Annotated in this window: 21 protein-coding genes; 8 read left to right on the top strand and 13 right to left on the bottom strand. The window is 54.9% G+C overall.

Translation table 11 applies throughout. The annotated features are described in order from the left end of the window. Positions 1-206 precede the first annotated feature (206 nt). Positions 207-839, top strand: coding sequence for an HNH endonuclease (locus tag REIFOR_RS06715; protein ID WP_158524418.1), 633 nt, complete (start codon positions 207-209; stop codon positions 837-839). A gap of 15 nt (positions 840-854) precedes the next feature. On the opposite strand, the gene REIFOR_RS06710 is transcribed toward REIFOR_RS06715, so the two are convergent. From REIFOR_RS06710 to REIFOR_RS06695, 4 genes are all read right to left on the bottom strand, one after another. Next, complete coding sequence (locus REIFOR_RS06710; protein WP_100256826.1) at positions 855-3,071, bottom strand: malate synthase G; 2,217 nt, start codon at positions 3,069-3,071, stop codon at positions 855-857. A gap of 135 nt (positions 3,072-3,206) precedes the next feature. After that, on the bottom strand, positions 3,207-3,722 hold the full coding sequence (locus REIFOR_RS06705) for an ureidoglycolate lyase (RefSeq protein WP_100256825.1): 516 nt from the start codon (positions 3,720-3,722) through the stop codon (positions 3,207-3,209). 37 nt (positions 3,723-3,759) lie between these two features. After that, positions 3,760-4,845, bottom strand: a complete 1,086-nt coding sequence (gene alc / locus REIFOR_RS06700; RefSeq protein WP_100256824.1) for an allantoicase — start codon at positions 4,843-4,845, stop codon at positions 3,760-3,762. Positions 4,846-5,070: 225 nt separating this feature from the next. Then, a complete protein-coding gene (locus REIFOR_RS06695; RefSeq protein ID WP_100256823.1) occupies positions 5,071-5,310 on the bottom strand; it encodes a DUF1059 domain-containing protein in 240 nt (79 codons plus the stop codon). A 250-nt stretch (positions 5,311-5,560) separates the two neighbouring features. On the opposite strand from REIFOR_RS06695, the gene mgrA reads away from it, so the two are divergent. Further along, positions 5,561-6,574 (top strand): L-glyceraldehyde 3-phosphate reductase, encoded by a 1,014-nt coding sequence (gene mgrA, locus REIFOR_RS06690; protein WP_100256822.1) that lies wholly within the window; start codon positions 5,561-5,563, stop codon positions 6,572-6,574. Between the two features lie 266 nt (positions 6,575-6,840). Continuing rightward, positions 6,841-7,290 (top strand): class I SAM-dependent methyltransferase, encoded by a 450-nt coding sequence (locus tag REIFOR_RS06685; RefSeq protein WP_100256821.1) that lies wholly within the window; start codon positions 6,841-6,843, stop codon positions 7,288-7,290. 50 nt (positions 7,291-7,340) lie between these two features. On the opposite strand, the gene REIFOR_RS06680 is transcribed toward REIFOR_RS06685, so the two are convergent. Together REIFOR_RS06680 and REIFOR_RS06675 are read right to left on the bottom strand one after the other, a co-directional pair. Continuing rightward, entirely contained in the window at positions 7,341-7,901 is a 561-nt protein-coding gene (locus REIFOR_RS06680) for a phosphoribosyltransferase (protein WP_100256820.1), read from the bottom strand. 155 nt (positions 7,902-8,056) lie between these two features. Then, complete coding sequence (locus REIFOR_RS06675) at positions 8,057-8,719, bottom strand: helix-turn-helix transcriptional regulator (protein ID WP_158524311.1); 663 nt, start codon at positions 8,717-8,719, stop codon at positions 8,057-8,059. A gap of 205 nt (positions 8,720-8,924) precedes the next feature. Between REIFOR_RS06675 and REIFOR_RS06670 the strand changes: the two genes are divergently transcribed. Beyond that, positions 8,925-9,461 (top strand): peroxiredoxin-like family protein, encoded by a 537-nt coding sequence (locus REIFOR_RS06670; protein ID WP_100256818.1) that lies wholly within the window; start codon positions 8,925-8,927, stop codon positions 9,459-9,461. Positions 9,462-9,508: 47 nt separating this feature from the next. On the opposite strand, the gene REIFOR_RS06665 is transcribed toward REIFOR_RS06670, so the two are convergent. The 6 genes from REIFOR_RS06665 to REIFOR_RS06640 all read right to left on the bottom strand — a co-directional run bounded on the left by REIFOR_RS06665 (position 9,509) and on the right by REIFOR_RS06640 (position 17,828). Then, entirely contained in the window at positions 9,509-10,912 is a 1,404-nt protein-coding gene (locus REIFOR_RS06665; protein ID WP_158524310.1) for an MFS transporter, read from the bottom strand. Between the two features lie 232 nt (positions 10,913-11,144). Next, a complete protein-coding gene (locus REIFOR_RS06660; protein WP_100256816.1) occupies positions 11,145-12,167 on the bottom strand; it encodes a CobW family GTP-binding protein in 1,023 nt (340 codons plus the stop codon). 4 nt (positions 12,168-12,171) lie between these two features. Beyond that, complete coding sequence (locus tag REIFOR_RS06655) at positions 12,172-12,759, bottom strand: 1-acyl-sn-glycerol-3-phosphate acyltransferase (RefSeq protein ID WP_100256815.1); 588 nt, start codon at positions 12,757-12,759, stop codon at positions 12,172-12,174. Between the two features lie 145 nt (positions 12,760-12,904). Then, positions 12,905-15,568, bottom strand: coding sequence for a TRAP transporter large permease subunit (locus REIFOR_RS06650; RefSeq protein ID WP_100256814.1), 2,664 nt, complete (start codon positions 15,566-15,568; stop codon positions 12,905-12,907). A gap of 15 nt (positions 15,569-15,583) precedes the next feature. After that, a complete protein-coding gene (locus tag REIFOR_RS06645; protein WP_227003784.1) occupies positions 15,584-16,609 on the bottom strand; it encodes a TRAP transporter small permease subunit in 1,026 nt (341 codons plus the stop codon). A gap of 124 nt (positions 16,610-16,733) precedes the next feature. Then, entirely contained in the window at positions 16,734-17,828 is a 1,095-nt protein-coding gene (locus tag REIFOR_RS06640) for a TRAP transporter substrate-binding protein (protein ID WP_100256812.1), read from the bottom strand. 507 nt (positions 17,829-18,335) lie between these two features. Between REIFOR_RS06640 and REIFOR_RS06635 the strand changes: the two genes are divergently transcribed. Further along, complete coding sequence (locus REIFOR_RS06635) at positions 18,336-19,898, top strand: Re/Si-specific NAD(P)(+) transhydrogenase subunit alpha (RefSeq protein ID WP_193437337.1); 1,563 nt, start codon at positions 18,336-18,338, stop codon at positions 19,896-19,898. Next, positions 19,898-21,283, top strand: coding sequence for a Re/Si-specific NAD(P)(+) transhydrogenase subunit beta (gene pntB / locus REIFOR_RS06630; RefSeq protein ID WP_100256810.1), 1,386 nt, complete (start codon positions 19,898-19,900; stop codon positions 21,281-21,283). The genes REIFOR_RS06635 and pntB overlap by 1 nt, the downstream gene beginning before the upstream one ends. Before the next feature lie 119 nt (positions 21,284-21,402). On the opposite strand, the gene REIFOR_RS06625 is transcribed toward pntB, so the two are convergent. Next, complete coding sequence (locus REIFOR_RS06625; RefSeq protein ID WP_100256809.1) at positions 21,403-23,622, bottom strand: YgiQ family radical SAM protein; 2,220 nt, start codon at positions 23,620-23,622, stop codon at positions 21,403-21,405. Between the two features lie 176 nt (positions 23,623-23,798). Between REIFOR_RS06625 and REIFOR_RS06620 the strand changes: the two genes are divergently transcribed. Both REIFOR_RS06620 and REIFOR_RS06615 read left to right on the top strand, forming a co-directional pair. After that, the gene (locus REIFOR_RS06620; RefSeq protein WP_100256808.1) at positions 23,799-24,632 is read left to right on the top strand and encodes a Cof-type HAD-IIB family hydrolase; all 834 of its coding nucleotides are present in this window, start codon (positions 23,799-23,801) and stop codon (positions 24,630-24,632) included. 217 nt (positions 24,633-24,849) lie between these two features. Next, positions 24,850-26,028 carry a PrnB family protein gene (locus REIFOR_RS06615; protein ID WP_100256807.1) on the top strand — a complete coding sequence of 393 codons (1,179 nt, stop codon included), beginning with the start codon at positions 24,850-24,852 and terminating at the stop codon, positions 26,026-26,028. The last annotated feature ends 3 nt before the right edge of the window (positions 26,029-26,031 follow it).

The raw sequence follows: 26,031 nt of genomic DNA, 5'->3' as shown, positions 1-26,031 counted from the left end.
CTCTACTGAACTGCTGAGCGTAAGTTCTATGCCATTAATCTTTTTGACTTATACTCAGGAATGGCGAGGCAGTGCCTCTTAGCAATATACAAACCTGTTACTTGCCCAACTCAACCCAACCCAACCGTTCAGGTTGATACATCAGCAGATAAAAGCGGATAAAGATGCGGCAGTACTTTGCAGTTCAGGCTTTTAAAGCCCTTTTTATGATACTTGTGCCGGCCCTGGCTTGGAGTCATTCCGGCGGATTGGATAGTGCGGGCGGGCACAGTGATCGGCGCAGTGGCCTGTACCATTGCCACCGCGCCGCCTGTGACGAAGGTGGGCCCCTAGTAGCAGCCTCGGCGCAGTCGCCAGCGTCGGACTATAAACGCGCCGACTGGCCACATTGGCAAGATGCAGACGGTGACTGCATGAATACCCGGCATGAGATGCTCGCGGTTCAGGCGACCGGCCCGTTGACCCTATCAGCCGATGGCTGTTCAGTTGCCCGCGGTCAGTGGCTCGACCCCTTTAGTGGCGCGCTGTATACCCAAGCGAGTGATCTCGATGTCGACCATATAGTCCCCCTGGCTTGGAGCCACCAGCACGGCGGCGCACTTTGGTCCAAGCATCAGAAAACGATTTTTGCTAATGACCCAGAGAACCTATTGGTGGTCGATGACGGCCTGAATCAGGCCAAGGGTGCGCAGGGACCCAATGATTGGCTGCCGCCGAACACAGCCTATCATTGTACCTACCTGGCGAGCTGGGCACGGCTGCTGAGCAAGTATCGCTTAAGTATGAGCGATCGCGAAGCCGGCTTATTTCGGCGTCAACAACAGGACTGTCCTGCTTAAGTTATCCGGTCTAGGTCAGTCGGCCTTGTGCTTAACCTGCAGGCGTCGCTGGTGCAGCAGCGGCTCGGTGTAGCCACTGGGTTGGCTTTGACCTTGGAAGATCAGATCCACAGCGGCTTGAAAAGCCAGACTGGCGGCAAAGTTGGGTGCCATGGGCTGGTAATTGCGATCATGCCCATTTTGCGCATCCACGATCGCGGCCATGCGCTTCAATGACAGCATCACCTGCTCAGCCGACAATAGACCGTGGTGCAACCAGTTGCAGATATGTTGACTGGCAATTCGCAAGGTCGCCCGGTCTTCCATCCGCCCGATATCGTGGATATCGGGAACCTTCGAACAGCCAATGCCTTGATCAACCCAGCGCACCACATAGCCGAGCAGGCCCTGTATATTGTTGTCGAGCTCCTCTTGGCGCTCGGCCGCTGAGAGCGCGGCAGGGTCGGACAGCAGGGGTATGGTCAGCAGGTCCTCTAGCAGAGCCGTTGCGTGGCCCTGTGCTGGCGTTTTCTGGTCCTGCGACCGATACTGGTCGAGCAACTCGGCCTGAACGCGAGCGACATCGACCTGATGATAATGCAGGGCGTGCAGGGTTGCCGCCGTGGGCGATGGCACCCAGGCGCAGCTGGCACCGGCTTGGGGGTGGCCGATTTTGGTCGCCATCATACTGGCCAGCGCATCTGGGATGGCCCACATACCCTTGCCAATCTGGGCCTTACCGGCCAGCCCGGCGAGCAGGCCGACGCGCACGTTATTGGCCTCATAGGCGGCTATCCACTGCTCGTCTTTCATCAACTCTTTGCGCACCACCGGCCCAGCCAACATGCTGGTGTGAATCTCATCGCCGGTGCGGTCCAAAAATCCAGTATTGATAAACACCAGGCGCTGCTGTGCAACGCGAATGCAGGCCTTCAGATTGACCGAGGTACGCCGCTCCTCATCCATAATACCGATCTTCAGGGTATTGGCCGGCAGCTCCAGTAGGTCTTCAATGCGGCTAAACAGGTCACAGCTAAACTGCACCTCCTCCGGGCCATGCATCTTGGGTTTGACTATATAGATGCTGCCAGAACGTGAATTGCCTTGTTGGCTCGGGCCATGCAGATCGTGCACGGCAATCAGGCAGGTTATTAATGCGTCCACTATGCCTTCCGGGACCGGCTCACCCTCAGGGCTCAAGAGCGCATGGGTGTTCATCAGATGACCCACCTGGCGAATAAACAGTAAGCTGCGACCGGGCAAGGTGAGGCTGCCGGCATCCGGTGTTTGATAGGTGCGGTCCGGATTGAGGGTGCGCACCAGCGTCTGGGCACCCTTGCTCAACGTGGCCTGGAGATCGCCCTTCATCAAACCCAACCAGTTTCGATAGACCAGGCACTTATCGGCGGCATCGACCGCAGCAATGGAATCTTCGCAATCTTGAATGGTGGACAGCGCCGCTTCAAGCACCAGGTCCTTGACCCCCGCGGCATCGGTTTGCCCGATTAGATTGTCGCGGTCGATCTGGATTTCAATATGCAGACCGTTATGACGCAACAAAACCAGGTTGGGCTGCTCGGCTCGGCCGTTAAAGCCGACAAACAGCTCTGGTGCCACCAGGCCGGTACTAATATCGCCGCTGAGTTCGACCACCAACTGCTGGCGCTCGACACGGTAGGCCACGGCATCAGCGTGGGATCCCTGCACCAGCGGCACGGCCTGATCGAGAAAGCGCCGACCATAGGCCTGCACCGCGCGACCGCGTTCGGGATCGTACGCCTCGGTGGCGGCTCGTTCGCTGCTCGCAGCTATTACATCGCTGCCATAGAGCGCATCGTAGAGGCTGCCCCAACGGGCATTGGCGGCATTGAGTGCGAACCGGGCATTCATCAGCGGCACCACCAACTGGGGTCCGGCGATCCGCGCCACCTCGGGGTCGACGTGCTCGGTACTGATCTGAAAATCGGCCGGTTCCGGAACCAGATAACCAATGTCCCGCAAAAATTGTTGATAGCGTACCGGGTCTAAGGGTTGATTCTCAGGCGCAAGGTGAAAAGCATCGATCTGCGCCTGATACCGGACCCGAGTTGCCAACAGCGCTTCATTTATGGGCATAAAATCGCTCAAGATACGCGTCGCGCCCGACCAAAACCGGTCGCTGTCGATACCCAGACCAGGCAAAACCTCGGACTCGACGAACTGAAAAAGTTCCGAGTCGATTCGATAACCCTCTTTGATAATAGCGTTGTTCATCTACCCCTCCCGCGGGTCACTGCAATGAGCGACAGCCCAAACCGATAGGGTTTAGGCGCAATTGAATTTGAGTTTAAGCCCGCTTTCCTGGTTCAGGTCCAGAAACCTGGGTAGCCGACGTGGCTTTCGCTGGCGTTACAACACCGCCAAGCTCAGTGACCCGTCCAGTTCGATCAGATCGCAATTGGCACCTGGTCCACCGCGATCTATGACCATAAAATCACTCACCTGATGCAGGGCCAGACAGTAATGGTGCCAGGTCCCAGCGTGGTAATTGACACCCTGCTGAGGGCCGGCGAGGAAGGCTTGCAGTTGATTGATATCAAACTCACCAGCCGGTGCCACCACGACCCAATAGGGCTGACTCGATATAGGTATAAATGCTTGGCTGGAGAGCGGGTGTCGCTCCATCATGCGCAGCGCGACCGGTTGCGCCAAGGGAGTCGAACGGAACATATTGATCAGGGTTCGACCGCCGTCTTTGGTAACATCGACGCTGGCCAGATCGTGATAGCGCTCGGTATGGCCATCGTTGATGGCAAAATGATTGGCCCGATCATTAATTTCAATCACATCGCCAAAGGCAGCGAACGCTTCACCGGTCAGGGGTTTGGGCTGCAGTACTCTAGGTTGTACAGTGCGATTTGGCATCAGCGCGAGTCCGTGCTTGAGCTTGGGCGGATTCGTCTCATGCCAAGGCCTGGCGCTTACCGAACACGCGCAGTCGCGACACCCCACCATCAGGATAGATACTCAAGCGAATGTGGCTAAAGGCCTGTTCTTTGGGCACCAGAATTTCCCGAATAAACAGATGTTCACGGTGTGCATAGAGCTTGGTTTGGCCAATAATCGGCAGCCAGTCTAGGGCTTGTAGCGCCGCTGGGTCGGTGCGCAAGGCGGCCACCGCGAGCGGATCGTCGCTCGCCGTGGCGCCTTCGAGGCTGAAGGTGTCGGGGTAATTGCCCTTAAAGTGGCAGGTGTCGACCAAGACCTTTTCAACGCTGCCCAGCGTGGCCAGTTGAATGATCGACCAATCGGGGCCGGGATCGCGGCGCCGGCGGGTTTCCCAGCCGTCACCCATATTTTTGCCGCGTTCGGGCATGATCAGATTATTCTTGTCGCTGTAAAACATATCGCTGACCAACAGAGCTTGGCCGCCATTTTTGATCGAGGCCAGATCGATCAGTTCGCCATCGACAAAGTCGTGCCAATCGACTGCCACCTCACCATAGACTCGAAAGCGCGCGATCCCGCCATCGGGATACATCTTCAGGCGTACATGGGTGAAGACGCGCTCGTCGTCAATGGCGACAACGTTTTGGCTGTGCGCGCGCACGTCGGTTTTACTCAGCAGCGTCTGCCAGAGTGTGTCAGCATTGGGTTGGCCCGCGCTGTGGCAGGCCTCGATGACCACAGCCTGAGGAGCGTTGCCGCGAAAATAGTTGGTGTCGATATCAAAACCGCGAATTACGCCGGCCATGCCCAGACGAATAATGCACCAGTCGAAGTCGGTCTCAGGACTGCGCGCGCCGGGTCGACCATAACTGCGACGAGACTCCCAGCCGTCCATCCACTTGCCCCGCTCGGTGAACTTATCATCGATAAAAACCCCCCGGCCGGCCTTAAGCAGATTCTCCATCTCGGCGAAAAAGTCATCACTGCAGGCCAGGGTTTCACCGCCGACTCGTTCACTCGCCAAGTCAACCCAACGGACCTTAAACTGCGCGTCGAGCTCGGCCTCGGGGCCGTGCAATAGGTTTTGTGCCTGGTTCATCGTCAACGTTAAGGTCTCCACGGAAAGGGATCTGGCCCAGCGGGCAAGCTTGATCGAAAAAATTGACCGATTGGTTTGTTTGTTAAATTGAACCTAGGTATAAGGTTTGGTCACAAAGAATGCAAGCGCTAAATCGCTCTGCGCGGCTCGCATGATGGGCTACATTGATCGTTTAGGCGCTAGAAGGCCGGGTAGGATCCGGCCGATGAGCAGGCGAGTCGGTCGTTACTCAGACTCCGGCAGGGCCTCAAACTCGGCTCTTTTGCCGTCCATCCAGTCCTTCATCGCATTGGGGTCCTGCATCAACCCCATCATCTTATTCATCGCGGCCAAATGGGCCGGATCGGACTGCGCAAACATGGCTTTGCCATGTTCTTGACTGAGCCCAGCGATCTCGTCGAAGGTCTCGGCCTGAAAAACCAGGTCGCAGGCACCACCTAACATTTGGCAGGTCATTTTTTTCATAGTGTCTCCAATTCTTAACGATCAGGGATACATCCAATCAAAGCACCCAACGCCCTCTTTCACAGGCTTTTCCAACTAACCCACCCGAAAAAAGCGTTGATTCAGTAGCTCTTGACTCGAAAGATAGTGCGCGATATTGGCTGGCAAAACAACCAGCATAGGGGTGCATTGTGCTTAATGGGGTTATCATGCTGTTATTGGAAAATAATGGCCGTGCTATCCAGCCCGACCCCGACCCATAAGGAACGCTATGATTACCCATGAACCGAATCCTCAGTATCACGCCAATCCTGAGCGCTATGAGCAGATGCAGTACGACCGATGCGGACGCAGTGGTTTAAAGTTGCCTAAGTTGTCACTCGGCCTGTGGCAAAATTTTGGTGCCGTCGACGCCCAATCTAATGCCCGCGCCCTGTTGCGCAAGGCGTTCGATTTAGGCGTCACCCACTTCGACCTAGCCAACAACTACGGCCCCAACTATGGCTCCGCCGAATCGACCTTTGGTCAGCTCTATAAGCAGGACTTTACCCGGCACCGCGATGAGCTGATTATTTCCAGCAAGGCCGGTTATGACATGTGGCCCGGCCCCTATGGCATGGGCGGTTCACGCAAGTACCTGGTGTCCAGCTGCGACCAGAGTCTGGCGCGCACCGGCCTGGATTATTTTGATATCTTTTATCATCACTGCATGGACGCCGAAACCCCGATCGAAGAGACCATGCAGGCACTGGACTATATAGTCCGTTCCGGCCGGGCGCTCTATGTTGGCATTTCCAACTACCAGCCCACCGAAACCCTGGAAGCCATCCGCATCCTGCGCGACCTGGGCACTCCCCTGCTAATTCATCAACCGCGTTACAACATGTTTGATCGCTGGATTGAAGACGGTCTTACCCAGGTACTCCTCGATGAAGGGGTTGGCGCCATGGTCTTTTCGCCGCTGGCCCAGGGCCTGCTCTCGAATAAATATCTCAACGGGGTACCCGACGGTTCGCGCGCCGCGCGCCCAGAATTGATCTACCTAAACGATAAGGATCTGACGCCGGAGAAATTGACCAAGGTGAAGGCCCTGAATGAGATTGCCGAGGCGCGCAGCCAAAGCTTGGCCCAGATGGCCATTGCGTGGAACCTGCATAATGCCGCCGTCACCAGTTGTTTGATCGGCGCCAGCCGGGTTGAACAGATTGAAGACTCGGTTGCCGCTCTGGCTAAACTCGATTTCTCAGCCTCGGAATTGGCCGCGATCGAGACGATCTTAGGCTAGGCCGCTATGGCCCGATCAACTACCGTCGGGCCGAGTGGCCCGCTCGGGGTTGATCCGGGCCCTACTCTGCAGTTATGCAGCCCTTGCGCCATCAGCCTTTGCTAATTGGCACCACTCCACGTAGGGTGCCACCCTAGGCCACTATTCAACACCCATTAGTAAAAGAGACCCCACCCTTGCTAGTCCTCGAAGTAATATTAGTGTTGCTGACCTTTTTTTTCGGGGCATCTATCCTCTGGTCCACTCTTTTCTTGGGTATCTCGCCCATGCCCAGCTCCAAAAAAGCACGCCAAGCGATGATCCAACTGAGTCATGAAACCGGGCAAGGTCCTATTTTTGAGCTCGGCAGCGGCTGGGGCAATCTGCTGATTCCGATGGCACTGAAACATCCGCAACGAAAAATAGTCGGTTATGAATTATCGCTCCTGCCTTGGCTGACAACGGCGGTGTTAAAAAGACTATTCAGGCTGGATAATTTACAGGTGTTTCGGAAGAATTTCTTACAGGCGGACCTAAGCAGCGCCTCGCTTATCCTGTGCTATCTATGCCCGAACGGCATGCACGATATTGAGACGCAACTGGCATCGAAGGATGGTAATTTAGAGTATTTGATCAGCAATAATTTTGCTCTGCCATCACACCAAGCGGTGGCAAAAATTCAACTAACAGACTTTTATAAATCGCCCGTTTATCTCTACAAGTTTAAATCCGCATAGACCAAGGTCACCTGGACCTTGGTCTAAACCCAGCCGCCAGGCCATTTCGCCTAAACAAACAGGTGACTAATTTCCTTCAATTCCGCCTTGCTGTTTAGCAACTCATCCGGTGTCAAGCCGGTCAATTCATGCGGAAACACCAACCATTCGTCGCTGGTTTGAACATAATAGTCCGGCACCATGCTGACCTGGTTATTGTTCGGTTTGTACCATGGGCAGGCGATGCGCATGTCGGTCGGGGTGTTTAAGCGCGAGAGCTTTTTAATCTGGGCGATCAGGGCATCAATGCTGCGGCCGGAATCGAACACGTCGTCGACGATCAACAGCTTATCGCCGGCATTGGCGTTTTCGATCAAATAATGCAGGCCGTGCACCTTAATCTCTTTCGATTGCTGACCAATGCCATAATACGAAGAGGTACGCACGGCGATGTGGTCGGTGACGATGCCTTTAAAATCAAAATATTCCTGCACAGCAATACCAATGGGTGCACCGCCGCGCCAAATACCGATAATAAAGTCTGGGCGAAAGCCATCTTCGAGCACCTGATTGGCGAGTCGAAAGGAGTCGATCAACAACTCTTGTGAGGTAATAAATTTCTTTTCTGACATGTCTAAAACCAAAGTTAACCGAGTGGCCAGATTATAGTCGAACCGAAAAGCCTTGTATGCCTTTACTGACCTCAAGCAGCTTTTGGCGAGAGAGACCGCGCTGCGGCGCAGGTCTAAGCGCTCGGCATACTAAGATTTTCGCGTTTCGCTCGGCCTTAGGACTCACTCATCGCTATGCCGGCTATCGAGGCCTGCTCTGAGGGCCAGTAGCCAAATTGCGCCTTAAAAGCGCGCGAAAAGCCTTCTTGTGAGCTGTAACCAAACTTTAGGGCGACCTTGCCAACCCGCTCGCCACGCTTGAGGCCTTGTTGGGCCAAGGTCAGGCGCCATTGCCGAACATAGAGCATGGGACTCATACCGACCGTCAGATTGAACCGTTTAATAAAGGCGCTACGTGATAAACCAGCCGCTGCGGCCAGTTGATCGGTATTCCAGGGCACGGACGGCTTATCGTGGATGGCCACCAAGGCGAGCTTCAGCTGGTCATCGGCCAAACCGGCCATGGGTCCGCTGGCGCATAAACCCTGCTCGATGGCGAAGCGCAGTAGGTATATGGTCAGGACTTCATAGAGTCGATCGAGCGCGGCCGGACCACCGCACCGCGGTGTTTGGGTCTCGTTGGCAATCATGCTGGCCAACCACCAGGCCGGATGGTCGGCGTCAATCGGCATGCGAATTAGGGCCGGCATGCCGGCAAAGAGCGGGTTATGAATGCCACCGAAATCGATATGGATGCGGGTTATATCCCCGAGCGAGGCCGCTAAATGGCCTGTTGGGCTGAACTGCAGCTCCATGCCCGGCGCTGCAGGGGAAAGCATTGTGCACAAGCGGAGATTGGCACTTAGACCCCTGCCGCTATCGGGCGGAATTGCCTGTAGATGAAAGTGATGAAAGAGCGCAGATAAGCGGTCTATGGCCATAAAAGCACAAACTATCATTATAAATGAATTTATAATGATAATTCATGCGCTACTCTGTTGCTAGCTTTAGTCAATCCTGGCCAATCTAAGCGAGAGAATTCCTATGTTGATACCCAGAACAGAAGTCCCAGATCTCGACCTACCGCTGGTCGGCGGTGGTCGCTTTACCCTATCAGCCGAGGCCGGCGAACGCGGCACCCTCGTCTGCTTCTATCGCGGTCTGCATTGCCCGATCTGTGCAAAATATCTAACCGAGCTGGAAAAACTCAGCGCCGACTTCGCCGAACGCGGCATCAATACCGTTGCTATCAGCTCCGATGGGATGGAACGGGCGCAAGATATGGCGAAAAAAATATCTGCCGAGAACTTGCGTGTTGCCTATGGCCTGAGCCTGGCCGATGCGCGTGACTGGGGTCTGTATATCTCCACCTCGCGCGGTACCACCTCGATCGGCATCGAAGAACCGGCGCTGTTCTCTGAACCGGGCCTATTTCTAATCAATCCAGATCAATCGCTGTTTTTTGGCTCGGTCAATACCATGCCTTTTGTCCGCCCCCATTTCAGTGAGCTGCTCGGTGCCGTGGATTTTGCGATCAAAAATAACTATCCAGCCCGGGGTGAATATACCGGACCGGTCTAGTAACGCGCTTGGCGCTGGGCGTTTAAGCGACCCGGTGCTTGGCCCGGTCAATCGGTGTCGTTGCGACGCCGGTTGACCACATCGAACACCACACCGGAGATCGGCGTGAAACGGGCAACCCGAATCATCAAGTCACGCACCCTACCCCGCTCACTCACTCGCAGCTCTGGCGCTCTGGGGATGTACCAGAGTACGATCAATAACCGCATCAACGATGACAGAATAAAGATCACCGCGATCGGCCGTTCAATATGTACCCGTATTCCCGCCAACGAAAAATCCGCCGGTAACCAGTGAATAATATAGCCGCCAGCCAAGGCACCGAGACACACCGCCAGGGCGCCCACCGAGGAGTGCAACGCCGAATAGCTGGCAAAATGCAGGTGACGCGGTTTCTGATCGTAAAGGTAGTTCGAACTGGCCAGAGTAAAACCGCTCCAGGCCAAACCACCCATCGCCTGCACTGAAATCAAATACAGATAGTTATCGGAAAACAGCCACAACACCGGCAAGGCAGGAATAATGCTGGCGCAGATCGCCATAACATAACGATTACCTTTGCGATCACACACCTTACCCCAAAAAGGCAGCATTAAAAATTGCACCAAAATCGAACTACCGGTACTGAGGGTAAACTGGGTATAGGTGAACTGCAGGTCGCGCAGCAGATAGATGGCAAAAAACGGCCCAGACAGGGCGACAAAACACTGCATACCGGCCATAAACAGACTGAAGCGGCGAAACTCACGGTCGTCCCACAATTGGTAGAGATGGCGTAACGATTGCGCCAGGCTATGCCGCTCCCCCAGAGTGGGCTGCTCATGGCTGTCGTGCATCTTGGCGAGCAGCACAGTCGAGGCGCCACGGCCAAAGGCGGCCACACTAAAGAGCGCGCTAAAACCCAGCCAGGTTAGGCCCAGCGACTGGCTGCCGGTGAGCAGCAGACCACCACCCAAGAACGCCAAGAAAGAGGTCAGCATAGCAATACGACTGCGCCGGCCGAAGAACCGACCACGCATCGCATCGGGCACCAGCTGCCCCATCCAGGCGCGCCAGTGCGGCAGAATCAGGTTGGCACAGGTATGGTAAACCGCCAACGCCAACAACAGCGTGCTAATGGGTTTATCGAACAGATTCGGGATCGCCAACAGCGCCACCAACACCAAGGCCATAGACTGCACCGCGGCGCTGATAAAGATCAGTCGATGGCGATGCACCCATTGACCGAACCAAACCGCAATCAACTGGAACAGCCCACCGAGCAGCTGCGGCAAGGCGGTGAGCCAACCGATCTGAACCGAGGTAGCCCCTAAAAATACCGCGAAGGCGTTGACGTATTGGTCAAAACTGCCGGTCATTAAGGCCGAGGCAAAACTCTCCCGTTGGGATAGGGTTAGGCTCTTGCGCAATTGCGCCTTGCCAGCTCGGTTCAGGGGTCCAGGGACAGGCACGATGGATGGCTTCCTTCTGTTGGAATCGATCGGCACCAATGCAAACGGTCGATCGCATCCCATTGATAAATCACAGTTTCGGAGCTGGAATATAGGCCTATAGGCGCTGCAAGCAAGAGGAAATAGCAGTTTAGGGCACGGGCGACGAATCAACCGAGTTAGTTGTCGCAATGCTGTAAAGCGTGCGTTCGAGTGATCTTATATCGGCTGAGCTAGGGCCCGTTACAGTGAGCTAGCTAAGCAAGCAAGCTCGTAACCGGGTGGTGAGCGGGGCTGCGTCAAGTGCTCGGTCAAGGATCAGTTCCAGTCGATTGACTGATTGGCCGGGCGCCTCTGATTCAGTTTCGGTTTCGGTTTCGGCGCCGAGGGTCCGATTGATCTGCAAGGAGCCCACTGCGGTATTGATCCAGGCCTTAACACGAATTGGGCGCACCTCATCAATCAGCGCAATCAGAGCCGATGGGTCAAACCGATCAGTCGGCAAAAATTGCCAACCGATGCTGTAATGGCCCGCGCTGCTATTTTGCAAACAAACCCAGTCACCTGGGGCTGGGCCCAAGGGCAGATTTATCCGGGGTTGAGCAATGGTTAGCGCCGGCGCTGAATGTGCGACGACTGGCGCGTCGGTTCCGTCCGCCAGTAGCTGCGCCAAGCTGACCGGCTGTTCTGCACTAGAACGCATCGGCGCGGCCAATTTGGGAAAATTGGCGCTCAAAAACGCCGTCAAATCCGCAAATTCTGTGCCCTGATATTGGTCTGCCTTGCTGGCCACAACTCGGTCCGCAATCGCCAATTGCTGGCGAAAGGTTGGGTGCTCGCTATAGCGTGAATCTTTGATCAGGCGGGCATCGACTAGGGTCACGGTCTGTTGCACGTCCAGCACCCCCTGATACAAAGGTCCCGTTAACACCGCCAACACCGCCTTGGGATGTCCCAGTCCGGTCGGCTCGATAAAGAAACGATCCGGTTGCGCGCGCTTGAGTAAGCGATTCAGGGCAACGGTCAGCGGCACGCCGGCAGCACAGCAGAGACAACCACCAGCGACCTCTTGGATAAACACATCATCGGTTTTGGTATCGGACTGCTCAGTGGCACTGCTAAGCAGCGCAGCATCCAAACCGATAGCACCAAACTCATTGACCAATATGGCCCAGCGCTCATGCGCGGGCTTTTGGGCCAACCAATGTTGTAGCAGGGTGGTCTTGCCAGCACCTAAAAAACCGGTAATCAGATGGGTCGGAATCTGCTTCAGCATAGCGCTAATAGTTCTGCGGGTATTTGGCGGTAAAGCGGGTGAAGTATTGATAACAGGTCCGCTCATCCTGGATCAGATCGCCGGTCGGGTAGAACAGCTCGCCGAACACGATTTTCTTCTCGCGATAATCGAAGCCAACCGGGGCGATTGGTATCGCAGCGCCAATGGCGATGCGCAGGAAACCATTCTTAAACTTGCCGACTTTGGCCCGAGTGCCTTCCGGGGTGACGGCCAAATGCAAACGCGCGTGCTGTTGATATTGATCGACAACCTGCTCAACCATGCCTCGGGGCGCGTGGCGGTATACTGGCATGCCACCCAAACGGGTCATCAGGCCCTTTATCGGCCAGACAAAGAGCGAATGCTTGCCCAACCAACGGCCCTTAAAGCCGATCGCCAGCATGCCAAACAGGCCAATAAAGAAATCCCAATTGCTGGTGTGGGGGGCCACCACAAACATCAGCTTGGGTTGATTCGGCAGCTCGCCGGCAAAAGACCAGCCCAGCGCGCCAAACAGCGTTCGACCCAACCAGCGGGTAAAGCGGTTGCCAAAAGAATCCCAATTATCCGGTAACGGCGGTATATACAACAAAGGTTAACTCCTCTTTTTATCGCTCAGCCCGGCAGTGTAGCGGATAAAGCGCAGCGCAGGTAATGGCCAGCGACTGAGCACAAAAAAACCCCGCTCCCGGGCCTAAAAACTAAGCCTAGAAGTGGGGTTGCGATGTGCCAGTGGGCTAGAAACTCAACGAAACGTCCTCGTGTACCGATTGACAGGCCGCGACCGCAAGGGCCAGCTTTTCGGTTAAGCGAGGCTGTAAGCGCACCCCGATGGTGTCATTCAGGTTTTGTTCCAGTACTTTCAGACCAGGGAAAACCTGCTGATTGGCTTGGCGCATCCAAGCCAGATCGGCGGCCAACTGCGCGAGCGCCTGATCTTTGAAGTCTAGCGCTTTGGCCTGATCCGGCGCAGAGCCTCGGAGGGCACGGCGGGCTTTATTGACCAAAACACCAACCTGATCGGCCCCGGTGACCTCGCCAATTTCAGCAGACAGTTCTTTGATCAAATCCATCGCGGTATCGGCATCGTTGTTCATCACCATAGCATCGATGCGCTCAATTTTTTGCGCCAATGTAGCCAAGCTTTCCGGATTGGCTAACAGATCAATGGCCTCTTGAATCGGTCGATAAGCATTATCGACATGATTGCGATAGGCGCGCTGGGCTTTCTGCAGATCGCTTAAGAGGATTTGATAGGCGGCATTTTCGGCTTCCCAAGACAGCGGGATATTGGCATTTAACTGCATAATGTCCTCATTGAGCACCGCCACCGACGCTTCCGCTGCGGCGATATCACCTGCCGAGATGCTGGTATCGAAGCGCGCTTCGTCGATTAGGTCTTCGTGAACTTTAATCTCAGTGCGCAGCTTGCGAATATCAGATTCGATACCCCGAACCTGAATGTGCAATGGACCGAAGGCTACCGAGGCCTGATCGATCACCGCGCTGGCCAGGTTCACTGAATCGACCAATGCAAAGGTTCCGCTGCTTTGGGTCAGAGCCGTTGCCAACGCGTTTTGCATATCTTCCGGCAAGGCGGACATATCGACTCTGGCCATGGTATCGATCGCGGCCAGAATAACGCCTTCGTTGCGTTGGTAATTGGCAAAGACGTTGCGCTCCAGACACTGCTGCAACTTCGGATTAAGCGGCGGCGGTGCGTTCTCCGAAGTGAGGTAAATACGATTCGGTAAATAGTTCACTAAGGGCGGGATCAGACCGACAATTAATAGCGCCAGCAGTTGCAGGCCGATAAAGGGCACCACGCCCTTATAGATATCGAGTGTCTTAACCACCTTGGGTGCCACGCCGCGTAAATAGAACAGCGCGAAACCAAAGGGCGGTGTCAAGAAGGAGGTCTGCATATTCAGGCCAATCATCACGCCTAACCAGACGGCGGATATGTTGGCATCCGGTGCGGCCAACAAGATGGGCGCAACCAGTGGCACGACCACAACGGCGATTTCGATAAAGTCGAGAAAGAAGCCAAGCAAGAAAATAACCAACATCACGACGATGAACTGGGTCCAAAAACCACCCGGCAAACTGGTCAGCGCATGGCGGACCAACTCTTCACCGCCAAAGGCACGGAAAGCAGCGGTCAACATGGCGGCACCGATCAGGATCACAAACACCATGCTGGTGGTCTTAACGGTTTCGGTCATGACCTCATTCAGGGTGTTATCGGTTTTAAACACGCGCCAAGTACTCCAACCGATGGAGACAAAGAGCACGATGGTCAGGCAAACGGCCAAAATAAAGCCAAACACTTCGCCAGGACTGGTGAGGTTTTTGACATTGATCGACCAGACACTGAGCACCAGGACGATGCCGATGACCGCAAGGACGCCGAGCAAGGCCGGGGTATAAACGTGGCGATCGCCTTTAAAAATACGGTAACCGCCCATCAAGATGGCGCCCACGGCACCGATGGCGCCGGCCTGATTAACAGTTGCGACACCGCCCAAGATGGACCCGAGCACAATAAAAATCAACGCCAATGGCGGCACTAAGGCCTTGAGCACGTTCCACAAAAACTGGCGATCGTAAGCGCCATCATAGGGTACCGGCGGTGCCAAGTTAGGCTTCAGAATTGCGGTAATTAGGATGTACAGGATATAGATACCAACCAGCATCAGGCCGGGGATAATCGCGCCCATAAACATATCGCCGGCACTGGCTGAGACCACATCGAGATGGGAGGGCATGGAGAACTCGCCGGTAATCTCGCGGTATTCAGTCGCGCGCATGGTCGAGGCTTGATCGGCGGCTGAGGACAGTTGGTCGGCAAGAATAATCAGTACGATAGAGGGCGGGATAATCTGCCCCAGCGTACCGGAGGCACAGATAGTTCCGGTTGCAAGCGAGGTATCGTACTTATTGCGCAACATAGCGGGTAAGGAAATCATACCCATGGCGACCACGGTGGCGCCAACGATACCGGTCGTGGCCGCCAACAGCGCGCCCACCAATACTACCGAAATGCCAAGGCCGCCAGGGACCGGACCGAACAATTGCGCCATAGCCACCAACAGATCTTCGGCGATGCGCGAGCGTTGCAACATGATGCCCATGAAAATAAACAGCGGAATGGCGATCAGGGTGTCGCGTTCGACTTCCCAATAGAGACTGCGAAAGTTCGTGACCCCGGCAGACAACCACTGCGTGGGACCGCCATCGGCAAAGTAAGCCGAGGAGTCACCGGCGAACAGCCAGCCACACAAGGCCGCGAGCGAGATCGCCAAGATGGCGGAGCCTGGTAATGCGAAGGCGACCGGAAATCCGGAAATTAATGCGCCGACCATTAGACAGACGAGAATGGTTAAAAACAACAGTTCCATGGGTTACCTCTACCTTTAAGCCATCACATCGTCGTGTTGGTCTTGGATCACTTCAACTTCACCAACTAGAATGGCGACATTTTTTAACAGATAGCTGCAAAACTGCAGGATCATTGATACCGCAAACACCACCAAGAAGCCGGCCATTAGGTATTTAATAAACAAGCCATAGCCGGATTGGGAAATCTCAAAGCTGGCCAAGGGGCTGTTGATAATACTGGTGCTATCCCACATGCCGAGGGTCAAGATGACCCAGCACAGGGGCAGACCGAGCACCAGCACGCCGAGGGAATTGACCCAAGCCTTATATTGCACCGACTTGCCGGCAAATATTACATCGACCCGAACATGCCCCTCCTCTTTGAGGGTATAGGCGCTGGCAAACAAAAACAGACCGGCATACCAGAAGCGCACCAGATCACCCATCAGGGTCTGTTCATAGGAAAAGATAAAGCGCGCGACCACGATCCATAACTCGGCAAAAACCACCAGCAACGCCAACCAAGACATTGACACGGTCTTGATGCGGTAGGCCATTAGCATGCTGACCAGGATTAGCGGGTAATGCACATAGCTACCGCGAAAAATCGACTTGCCTAGGTTAGAAGCCAGTTCTTGGCCAAAGACTGGGAGCAGCAGATCTTCGACTCGCATCCACGACAATAGGCCATCGAACAGTCCGATAAGCACGACTGACCAGAAGGCGACGCGGATGAGGTAGGCAGACCAGTCTGACAAGCGCTGACTGTCATCGATCATTCGGTGAGCGGGAGTCGTGACCATGCGATACAACGCAATGGGGACCACAGCCAAATAAGACAAAAGCTGCAACCACGCCAGCAGACCCTGGTTTTGGGTCGCTTCGCTCTGGTTGAGAAAATATTGCACCACACCGGGCCATTCGCGCCACACGATGAGGTAATTGTTAATCAGGTAGATCAGGGTAATAAAAACCATCGAATAGCCAATGGTACGGATCACCCAATTTAAGCGCCGATAGGTCGACGTGATGGGTTGAGCAATGACAGCTTCAATATCCACAGAATCACCAAGTATTTGAATCGGTTGAGTTTTTTAAAATAAAGCGCCACTCGGGTTGACCCGGTGACGCTCGAATTTCAGGCGACGGACTTACCCGGAGGCAAGCCTGTGCTGGTTACCGGTACTAGAGTCCCAATACGCGGTTACGCTGAGCCACATAGGCAGTATCAGAAATGTTGTTCCAGGCACCAATCTCACGACGAGACTTAACAAAACTCTCGTGAATACGTTTGGCCAGTTCATCATGTTTCTGAACTTCGTCGAAAACTTCTTCCGACGCTTCACCAAACGCATCGTAAGTGTCTTCAGAGAAGTTACGCAGTTGCACGCCTTGCTGGTTCAACAAACGCTCCAGAGCAGAACCGTTCTTAGCGTTGAACTCGGCAAACATCACTTCATTTTCCATCGAGGCGGCAGCTTCGATAATGGTCTGATCGGCCTTTGATAGGGCATCCCACCACTTCTTGTTCATCTGCACGCTGAGCATAGAGCCTGGCTCATGGAAACCTGGGTAGTAGTAGTACTTGGCGGCTTCGTAAAGCTTCATGATTTCGTCGTTCCACGGTCCAACCCACTCAGTGGCATCGATCGCGCCAGAAACCAGGTTTTCGTAGATTTGACCGCCGGGTAAAGAGACCGGAGAACCGCCCATCTTAGCCAGTACAGAGCCACCCAAACCAGGCATACGCATTTTTAAGCCTTTGAAATCGGCTGCAGTCTTCATTTCCTTACGGAACCAACCACCCATCTGCACGCCAGTATTACCGCACATTAGGCCTTTCAGACCGAATCCGGCTGAGAGCTCATCCCACAGTTCTTGACCGCCACCAAAACGCATCCAAGCATTCATTTCTGTTGCCGTTAGACCGAAAGGAACAGAGGTGAAGTAACCAAAACCGGGGTGTTTGCCGGTAAAGTAGTATTCTGCGCCGTGGTACATCTGCGCATTGCCAGAAGCCACTTCATCAAATACGTCGAATGCACCAACACGCTCGCCCGCGGCGAAATACTTAGCGGTGATACGGCCGTCGGTCATATCAGACAAACGTTGAGCAAAACGCTGCGCGCCTGTACCCAGCCCGGGGAAATCGCGTGGCCAAGTGGATACCATGGTAATTTCAATGCGTTCTGCTGCCATCGCTGGCGCGGAAATGGCTGTGGCGGCGGCAACGGTGCCTGCACCAACCAAACCTTTTTTGATCACTTCACGTCTTTTCATTTATATCTCCTGGTTGATCGCTATAGTTTCCCGTGGGTGCAGTCACTGCACGCCCGAGCAAGCGTATTGGATCTTTATTCTTGTTTTAGCTGTGATATGACAGCCAACCAAAGTTTGAGCGGATCTAGACTGATCTATAACTGCGCCTATATTGGTATTGTTTTTGGCGACTCGACTAATCTAGACAACTCAGCCGTGCTTTAACAGCACTATTTTACTGGGTAGTACTATTTTATGACTTTTAGTTAGCTCCATTCCGGTGGCGCGCGATCGATCAAAAGCTGATATTGTTGTGATTAAAGCCTTCACAGGCCCGATAAGGTCCTTCACAGGCCCGATAAGGTCATATTGCTATCTTTGTTTACAACGTCCTTATATGGTTACCAAATGAAGGTATTGGGCCGTCTACATCATCCGGCCAGACAACACGCACCATCAGATGCCAAGCTTTGGGCGTCCATGGCGCAAAATTTTGCTGACTTATTCTGATTGGGAAACACTATGCCATTGAACATTGCAGTGCCTATCGATACGAATCCGGGGGAAACCCGAGTACCGGTAAGCCCGGTGACCGCTAAAAAACTGACCGAACTCGGCTTTACTGTCACGCTGGAAAGTGGTGCAGGTGTTGCCTCCCAGTTTTCCGATGACGATTATCGCCAAGCCGGTGCCAGCATTGAAACCGATGTCGCTGCGCTCTATAAGAGCGCCGATCTGATTCTAAAAATCAATGGCCCGGTCGCCAACCACCCCAAGACGGGGCAGTCGGAACTGGCGATGCTCGCGCCGAATAAGGCCTGGATCTCCTTTCTCGCCCCGGCGCAGAACCCTGAGTTGCTCGAACAATTCAAGACTCAGGGTATCAGCGCCCTCTCGCTCGATGCCATCCCGCGCATCTCACGCGCACAGAAAATGGATGTGCTTAGCTCCATGGCCAATATCGCCGGTTATCGTGCCGTGATAGAGGCGGCACACAGCTTTGGCCGCTTCTTTACCGGCCAGATTACCGCCGCGGGCAAGGTGCCACCGGCCAAGGTGTTGGTGATTGGTGCCGGCGTGGCCGGCCTATCGGCATTGGGTGCGGCCAAGAGCTTAGGCGCCATCGTGCGCGCCTTTGACACCCGTATAGAAGTGAAAGAACAGGTTCAATCGATGGGCGGAGAATTCCTCACTGTCGAGATAGAGGAAGACGGTGCTGGCACCGGTGGCTACGCCAAACAGATGTCACAGGCCTTTATCGATGCCGAGATGGCGCTCTTTCTGGAGCAGGCTAAAGAAGTCGACATAATCATCACCACAGCACTGATCCCCGGTCGTCCGGCGCCAAAGCTAATTACCGAAGCCATGGTCAAGGCGATGAAGCCGGGTTCGGTTGTGGTCGATCTGGCCGCGCCCAATGGCGGCAACTGCGAATGCACGGTGAAAGATGAGATTGTTATCGCCCATGAAGTTAAAATCATCGGATACACCAATCTGGCCGCGCGCGCAGCGAACCAGGCCAGCACCCTGCTGAGCAATAACGTGTTCAGCCTGATCGGCCATCTGTGTCCGAATAAAGACGGCTTACTGAATATCGATCTGGCCGATGAGATTACCCGTGGCTGCACCGTCGCCCATGAGAAGGACATTCTCTGGCCGCCACCGGCGCCGCAACTGTCCGCCGCCCCGGCCAAACCGGCTGCGGCACCCGCGGCACCGGGAGTCGAAAAAGTCAAAAAAGCACAGCCCATCGTGCTCTATTGGCTTATCGCCGGGGCTCTGATGCTCGGTTTGGGCCAAGTCGCTCCGGCTGATTTCATGGGTCACTTTACCGTCTTTGTCTTGGCCATCTTTGTCGGCTGGCAGGTGGTCTGGAACGTCAGTCACTCGTTGCACACACCCTTGATGAGTGTCACCAATGCGATTTCCGGTATCGTCGTGATCGGCAGCCTGCTGCAGGTCTCCGGTAGCGGTTCGAACCTGGTCACCATCCTCGCCGGCATTGGCATCCTGTTTGCCAGTATCAATATTGCGGGCGGCTTCTTTGTCACCCGTCGCATGCTCAATATGTTTCGCCGGGAGGTCAAATAATGACCGGTTTATATTCGATGGCCTACTTGCTGGCCGGTATCTTTTTCATTCTCTCGCTGAACGGCCTGAGTTCCCAAGAAACCGCACGGCGCGGTAATGTCTATGGTATGACCGGTATGGCCATCGCCGTCCTGGCGACCATTGCTTCGCCCGATGTCACGGTCTACACCCTGCTGGTTCCGGCCATGCTGATTGGCACCGCGATCGGGCTGTGGCTGGCAATGCGCGTCGAGATGACCGGCATGCCGCAGCTGGTTGCTATGCTGCATAGCTTTGTCGGCCTGGCCGCCGTGCTGATTGGCTGGGGCGGCGTGCTCGATCCGCGCTCCATGCATGTCGGCGCCGAAGCCGTTATCCACAACACCGAAATCTTCCTGGGAATCTTTATTGGCGCCATCACCCTCACCGGTTCCTGGGTCGCCTGGGGTAAACTGCAGGGCACCCTCTCGGGCAAGCCGTTGATGTTGCCATTCCGCCATGGTCTCAACGCCATTGCCTTAATCGCCTCGATTGTCTTAATGATTATCTTTGTGCGCGACGCACACAGCGTCAACGCTATTCCGATATTGTTGGCCATGACCCTGATTGCCGGCCTGATGGGTATCCATCTGGTCGCGGCGATCGGCGGCGCGGATATGCCCGTGGTGGTCTCGATGCTCAACAGCTATTCTGGCTGGGCGGCTGCCGCCACCGGCTTTATGCTCGGCAACGATCTGCTGATCATTACCGGTGCCTTGGTGGGCTCGTCGGGCGCGATCCTCAGCTACATCATGTGCAAGGCGATGAATCGCTCCTTTATCAGCGTGATCCTCGGCGGCTTCGGCAATGGCGGCGGTGAGATAATCGCCGATGAAGAATACGGTGAAGCCAATACGGTGAGCCATGAAGAGGCCGCAGAATGGCTTAAGGACGCCGACACCATCGTAATTACGCCCGGTTTCGGCATGGCCGTCGCCGCCGCCCAACAGGCCGTCGCGGAGATGACCGAACGCCTGCGCAAGCAAGGCAAAACGGTGCGTTTTGCCATCCATCCGGTCGCCGGTCGCTTGCCGGGCCATATGAACGTGTTATTGGCCGAAGCCAATGTGCCCTATGACCTGGTACTGGAAATGGATGAGATCAATCCTGACTTGCCCAGTACCGATGTGGTTATGGTCATCGGCGCCAACGACATCGTTAATCCCGATGCCATTGAAAAGCCCAACTCGCCGATCGCCGGTATGCCGGTGTTGGAAGTTTGGAAGGCGAAAAAATGCATTGTCTTGAAACGATCCATGGCCTCTGGCTACGCCGGCGTGCAAAATCCACTCTTTTTCAAAGAGAACTCGGCCATGTTGTTTGGCGATGCCAAGGAAAGTGTGCAGAAGGTGCTCGCCAACCTCTAGGCTGAGCCGCCCGAAAACAAAAAAACCGGCAAATGCCGGCTTTTTTTTGTGCGCTAAATGACACCTAACGGCCCGCCTAACAGCGGGAAGCGTCGGGCGACCGCGGGCTTAGGCTAGGCTTATTTTTTGCGTTGTTTCTTCGGCAGGATGGTCTTCACCTTGGGCGCGGGTCGACCACCCGATCGGCCCGGCTTCGTCGCCAGCTTGGCCTTTGGCACACCCTTATAGGGTTGACGCTTAACACTTTGCTTCTCTTCCGCCGGCACCAGACAATGATCGCCATCGCCGATCAGACGAGCCAGACCCATGCGCTGCAGGGCGTCGCGAATCAAATGCCAGCCCGACTTATCGTGGTAGCGCAACAGGGCTTTCTGGAGCTGACGCTCCTCGATTTTCTTCACTACATTCACCCGTGGGCTCTTGTAGGTGACCTTCTTCAACGGGTTTTTGCCGGAAAAGTACATCGCCGTGCCCAGACTCATCGGCGATGGGTAAAAGGTTTGCACCTGATCAACCTTCATATCCTGGTTCTTGAGCCAGAGCGCCAGATTCACCATATCTTCATCTTCGCAGCCCGGGTGGGCAGCAATAAAGTAAGGAATCAGATACTGCTTTTTACCCGCCTCTTTAGAATACTTGTCGAACATCTGCTTGAAGCGATCGTAACTGCCCATGCCGGGTTTCATCATCATCTGCAACGGTCGAGTTTCGGTATGCTCCGGAGCGATTTTTAGGTAGCCGCCAACATGGTGGGTCACGAGCTCTTTGACGTACTCAGGATCTTCAATGGCCAAGTCATAGCGCAGACCGGAGGCGATGGCAACGGTGTGGATGCCGGGCGTCTTGCGCACCTTGCGGTACAGCTGGGTGGTCATCGAGTGATCGGTTTTGAGATTGACACAGATGGTCGGATAGACACAGCTGAGCCGGCGACAACTGGCTTGAATCGCGTCGTCCTTACACTGAAGATGGTACATATTCGCGGTCGGGCCGCCCAAATCGGACAACGCGCCACTAAAACCGGGCACCTTGGCTTTAATATCCTCGACTTCTTTAAGCACCGATTCATGCGAGCGCGACTGAATAATGCGCCCCTCGTGTTCGGTGATAGAACAGAAGGTACAGCCGCCAAAACAGCCGCGCATAATATTAATCGAGGTTTTAATCATGTCGTAGGCAGGTATTTTCGCTTTGCCGTAACTCGGGTGCGGCACCCGGGCATATTCTAGGTCGAAGACACCGTCCATCTCCTCGGTGCGCAATGGAATCGGTGGCGGATTGACCCACACTTCACGATTACCATGACGCTGCACCAGGGTGTGGGCATTGTGTGGGTTGGCCTCGACATGCAGCACGCGGCTGGCGTGGGCATAGAGCGCCGGGTCGTTACGGATTTTTTCAAACGATGGCAGTCGGATACAAGTCAGCTCGTGATCGATATCGAATTTCCGCTGCAGGGGCATCGGAATAATCCGCACCACCGAGACATTATCGTCTACCTCAGGCTTGCTCGCCGCGTCACTGGCGCCACAGCTGGCTTTGTCCCCTGCCTCGTTGATCGGCTCCTTCTGCTCATAAGGATTGGGCTCGTTAAACTCGGTTATTGCGCCGATATTGCTCGGCCAATCGATCCGGCTGGAGTCGATTTCGGTCCAGCCATTGGGCACTTCTTTCTTTAACACCACGGTGCCGCGAACATCGGTGATCTCGCCAATGGGAACATTATTGGCCAATCGGTGAGTCACCTCGACCAGCGCTCGCTCGGCATTGCCGTAGAGCAGAATGTCGGCATTAGAATCAAACAGAATTGAATGACGCACCTTATTGCTCCAGTAATCGTACTGGGCGATTCGGCGCAGGCTGGCCTCGATGCCGCCCAGCACGATGGGCACCTTAGGGTAGGCTTCTTTGCAGCGTTGACTGTAGACCAAGACCGCGCGTTCTGGTCGCTTACCGCCTTCATTGTTGGGGGTATAGGCATCGTCGTTGCGCACCTTTAGATCGGCCGTATAGCGGTTGATCATGGAATCCATGTTGCCCGCTGTGATGCCAAAATACAGTTTGGGCTCGCCCAATATCTTGAACGGCTCGGCGGATTGCCAGTCGGGCTGGGCAATGATGCCCACACGAAAGCCCTGAGCCTCCAAGGTCCGACCGATTACGGCCATACCAAAGCTCGGATGGTCGACATAGGCGTCACCCGATATGATGATAATGTCGCACTGATCCCAGCCCAGCGTGTCCATTTCCGCACGACTCATCGGCAAGAAAGGCGCAGCAACTTTTTCGGCATGCTGGTATTTGGGGTATTTAAATAGATCGGGGGCGGTCTTAAACATAACGCAACAAAATATCACAACGAAACCAGACAACACTTTAACAGAAAGTTAAATAGTCGTCCCCGACTCGATGGCCTCCAACGAGAAAACTTCTCATTGGAGGCGTTGGCGTCGATACAATCGATCAATATGCCGTTATAATTCGACCGATTTTTTTATTGGAACGCGATAAACCTATGCCTTACGCTAACGTTCGTATGATCGTCATGGACCTAGACGATACCCTGCTAAATGATGCTGTCCAGATCAGTCCGGCCAATCAGGCGGCCATTGCCCGTGCCCGCGCTGCCGGCCTAACCATCGTCCTGGCTTCGGGCCGTCCCTTCCCCGCCATGATCGGCTATGCCGACCTGCTGCATTTGGCCCAAGGGGGCTATGTGATTTCCTACAATGGCGCGTACGTGACCGACTGGTCTAATCGCGAAACCTTGTTCGAGACCTGCCTGAGCAAGCTCGAGTGCGACCTATTGGTCGATACCGCTCATGCCCAAGGCGTGCTGATGCAAACCTATATAGAGGGAGCCATCGTCACCGAACAGATGAATCCCTACAGCCAACTGGAGGCGACGCTCACCGGTATGCCCATTGAGCTCGTCGCGGACTTAAAAAGCGTTATACAGACCAAGGTCCCTAAGGTGCTCATGCTCGCCGAGCCAGACAAGATCAAGACCCTGCAGGCAGAACTGAGCAAAACGTTGGGCGGCCGCTTTATGATCAGCATTTCCAAACCGGTGTTTTTGGAGTTTACCAATAGCGCCGTCGACAAGAGCCGGGGCATCGATGTGATCTGCGCCAAGCTGGGCATCGACAAGGCGGATGTGATGGCGATCGGCGACAGTTACAACGATCTGACGATGTTGCGCGACTGCGGTGTCGGTGTGGCCATGGGCAATGCACCGGACGATATTAAGGCGATCGCTAATGTTGTCACCACAGACTGCGCCGACGACGGTGTCGCCGCCATGATCGACCGAGTTTTAGCCAGTCAAAGCACCGCGCATCAATCCTGACCACAGAATTTTCTGAGTCATCGGTCAGCCTAAACTAAAGCGGGTGTCCTACCCGCTTGATAAGCCAAACAGTCATGAATTATGAACAGTCCGGCGCGCACCTATTCGCGCCCTTGGCTATGCTCGGCCGAGCCAGTGGTTTAGGGTGGCCACGTCGCTCTGTAGAGCGCTCCTGAACATGGGCCAATACAAATACTCACCGCTAAGGTTATCACAGATGAAAGCCAACACCGCCAAGACGGAACTTTTTGATGACTGGATTCGAACGCGATTTGTCGAGTTGAATTCCGCCCTAGAGGACCTCTATTTTGCCCAGGCCGATCGCGCCAACGTCGCTGGAATTGGCGAAGACTATAAGATTTGCTTGGAACAGGAAGGTCAAGCGCTGATCGCAGCGCTGCTGGCGGAAGGCAATACCGACCAGGGGTTCGATAAGGCCTTCGACCTGTTGGGTAATGTCGGCCTTTATATGGCGGCTTGCCGGCGCCATGAGATCACCGAGCCGTCGCGCGAAACTAAGTCCCCGCTGCTCGAAGCCTCGGCTTTGGCGCTGCAAATCGGTGCCTCCATTGGGGTCACGCCGCGCTTTGCCACGGCGCATTTGACCACCCATAACCGGGCGGTCAACGGTCGCTACAAACGCTTTACCAACCTGCCCGATGAACAACTCTTTGTCGATTACAACACCCGCGGCATTCTCGCCTATAAGCGCGCCGCCGATGCCTTGATCAAGATTCAGCCCCTGGGTATTTCGCACCCGCTCACGCACGATCTGATGAGCGCCGCCCTAGTGGCCTTACAACAGGTCATCGAATCCAATAGCGATCTGTTTGAGCAGCTCGATGCCCAACGTTTCTTCCACTGTGTGCGACCCTATTACAAACCCTATCGGGTCGGCTCGCAGATCTATCGCGGTGCCAACGCGGGGGATTTTGCCGGCATCAATGTGATCGATCTATTGCTCGGGCTGTGCCAAGGCAACGATCCGACCTATGGCCAGCTGTTGGTTGATAAATTTCTCTTTATGATGCCGGAAGATCAGCAAATATTGCGCGATTGCATGCGCCGGACCAGCCTGCTGGATTACTTTCTCGCGGCCGGCGACCAGAGCCAGGCGCCTTGGTATCAGGCCAACCTCAGCTTGCTGCTGGAGTTGTGTCAGGTCCATGGCGAAACCGCGAGCCAGCATCACAATCAGTTGGTTGAGAAGTATATCAGTCAGCCCTCGGCGCAAATGCCGGAGCAGTATCTCGACAAGCTCACGGCCAGTGGCCCGCCGCTGCCGGTCCTGTTGGCCGCTTTGGAAAAGCTACGCGATCGACGTGCCGCCGCGCAACGCTCGGATATCCTGACCCGCTTTCACGATATTCAACAGCTCAAAGCCACCCTGGAGTGAACC

Source organism: Reinekea forsetii, assembly GCF_002795845.1.
In the GTDB taxonomy this organism is placed as follows: Bacteria; Pseudomonadota; Gammaproteobacteria; order Pseudomonadales; family Natronospirillaceae; genus Reinekea; species Reinekea forsetii.
The sequence above is the reverse complement of the archived record's forward strand: the minus strand, read 5'-3'. Positions and strand labels throughout refer to the sequence as shown.

What these genes read in the sequence shown, in the direction of transcription:
- REIFOR_RS06715 (WP_158524418.1), top strand. Translation starts at nt 207, where the DNA reads ATGATACTTGTGCCGGCCCTGGCTTGGAGTCATTCCGGCGGATTGGAT.
- REIFOR_RS06710 (WP_100256826.1), bottom strand. Translation starts at nt 3,071, where the DNA reads ATGAACAACGCTATTATCAAAGAGGGTTATCGAATCGACTCGGAACTT.
- REIFOR_RS06705 (WP_100256825.1), bottom strand. Translation starts at nt 3,722, where the DNA reads ATGCCAAATCGCACTGTACAACCTAGAGTACTGCAGCCCAAACCCCTG.
- alc (WP_100256824.1), bottom strand. Translation starts at nt 4,845, where the DNA reads ATGAACCAGGCACAAAACCTATTGCACGGCCCCGAGGCCGAGCTCGAC.
- REIFOR_RS06695 (WP_100256823.1), bottom strand. Translation starts at nt 5,310, where the DNA reads ATGAAAAAAATGACCTGCCAAATGTTAGGTGGTGCCTGCGACCTGGTT.
- mgrA (WP_100256822.1), top strand. Translation starts at nt 5,561, where the DNA reads ATGATTACCCATGAACCGAATCCTCAGTATCACGCCAATCCTGAGCGC.
- REIFOR_RS06685 (WP_100256821.1), top strand. Translation starts at nt 6,841, where the DNA reads ATGCCCAGCTCCAAAAAAGCACGCCAAGCGATGATCCAACTGAGTCAT.
- REIFOR_RS06680 (WP_100256820.1), bottom strand. Translation starts at nt 7,901, where the DNA reads ATGTCAGAAAAGAAATTTATTACCTCACAAGAGTTGTTGATCGACTCC.
- REIFOR_RS06675 (WP_158524311.1), bottom strand. Translation starts at nt 8,719, where the DNA reads ATGCTTTCCCCTGCAGCGCCGGGCATGGAGCTGCAGTTCAGCCCAACA.
- REIFOR_RS06670 (WP_100256818.1), top strand. Translation starts at nt 8,925, where the DNA reads ATGTTGATACCCAGAACAGAAGTCCCAGATCTCGACCTACCGCTGGTC.
- REIFOR_RS06660 (WP_100256816.1), bottom strand. Translation starts at nt 12,167, where the DNA reads ATGCTGAAGCAGATTCCGACCCATCTGATTACCGGTTTTTTAGGTGCT.
- REIFOR_RS06650 (WP_100256814.1), bottom strand. Translation starts at nt 15,568, where the DNA reads ATGGAACTGTTGTTTTTAACCATTCTCGTCTGTCTAATGGTCGGCGCA.
- REIFOR_RS06640 (WP_100256812.1), bottom strand. Translation starts at nt 17,828, where the DNA reads ATGAAAAGACGTGAAGTGATCAAAAAAGGTTTGGTTGGTGCAGGCACC.
- pntB (WP_100256810.1), top strand. Translation starts at nt 19,898, where the DNA reads ATGACCGGTTTATATTCGATGGCCTACTTGCTGGCCGGTATCTTTTTC.
- REIFOR_RS06625 (WP_100256809.1), bottom strand. Translation starts at nt 23,622, where the DNA reads ATGTTTAAGACCGCCCCCGATCTATTTAAATACCCCAAATACCAGCAT.
- REIFOR_RS06620 (WP_100256808.1), top strand. Translation starts at nt 23,799, where the DNA reads ATGCCTTACGCTAACGTTCGTATGATCGTCATGGACCTAGACGATACC.
- REIFOR_RS06615 (WP_100256807.1), top strand. Translation starts at nt 24,850, where the DNA reads ATGAAAGCCAACACCGCCAAGACGGAACTTTTTGATGACTGGATTCGA.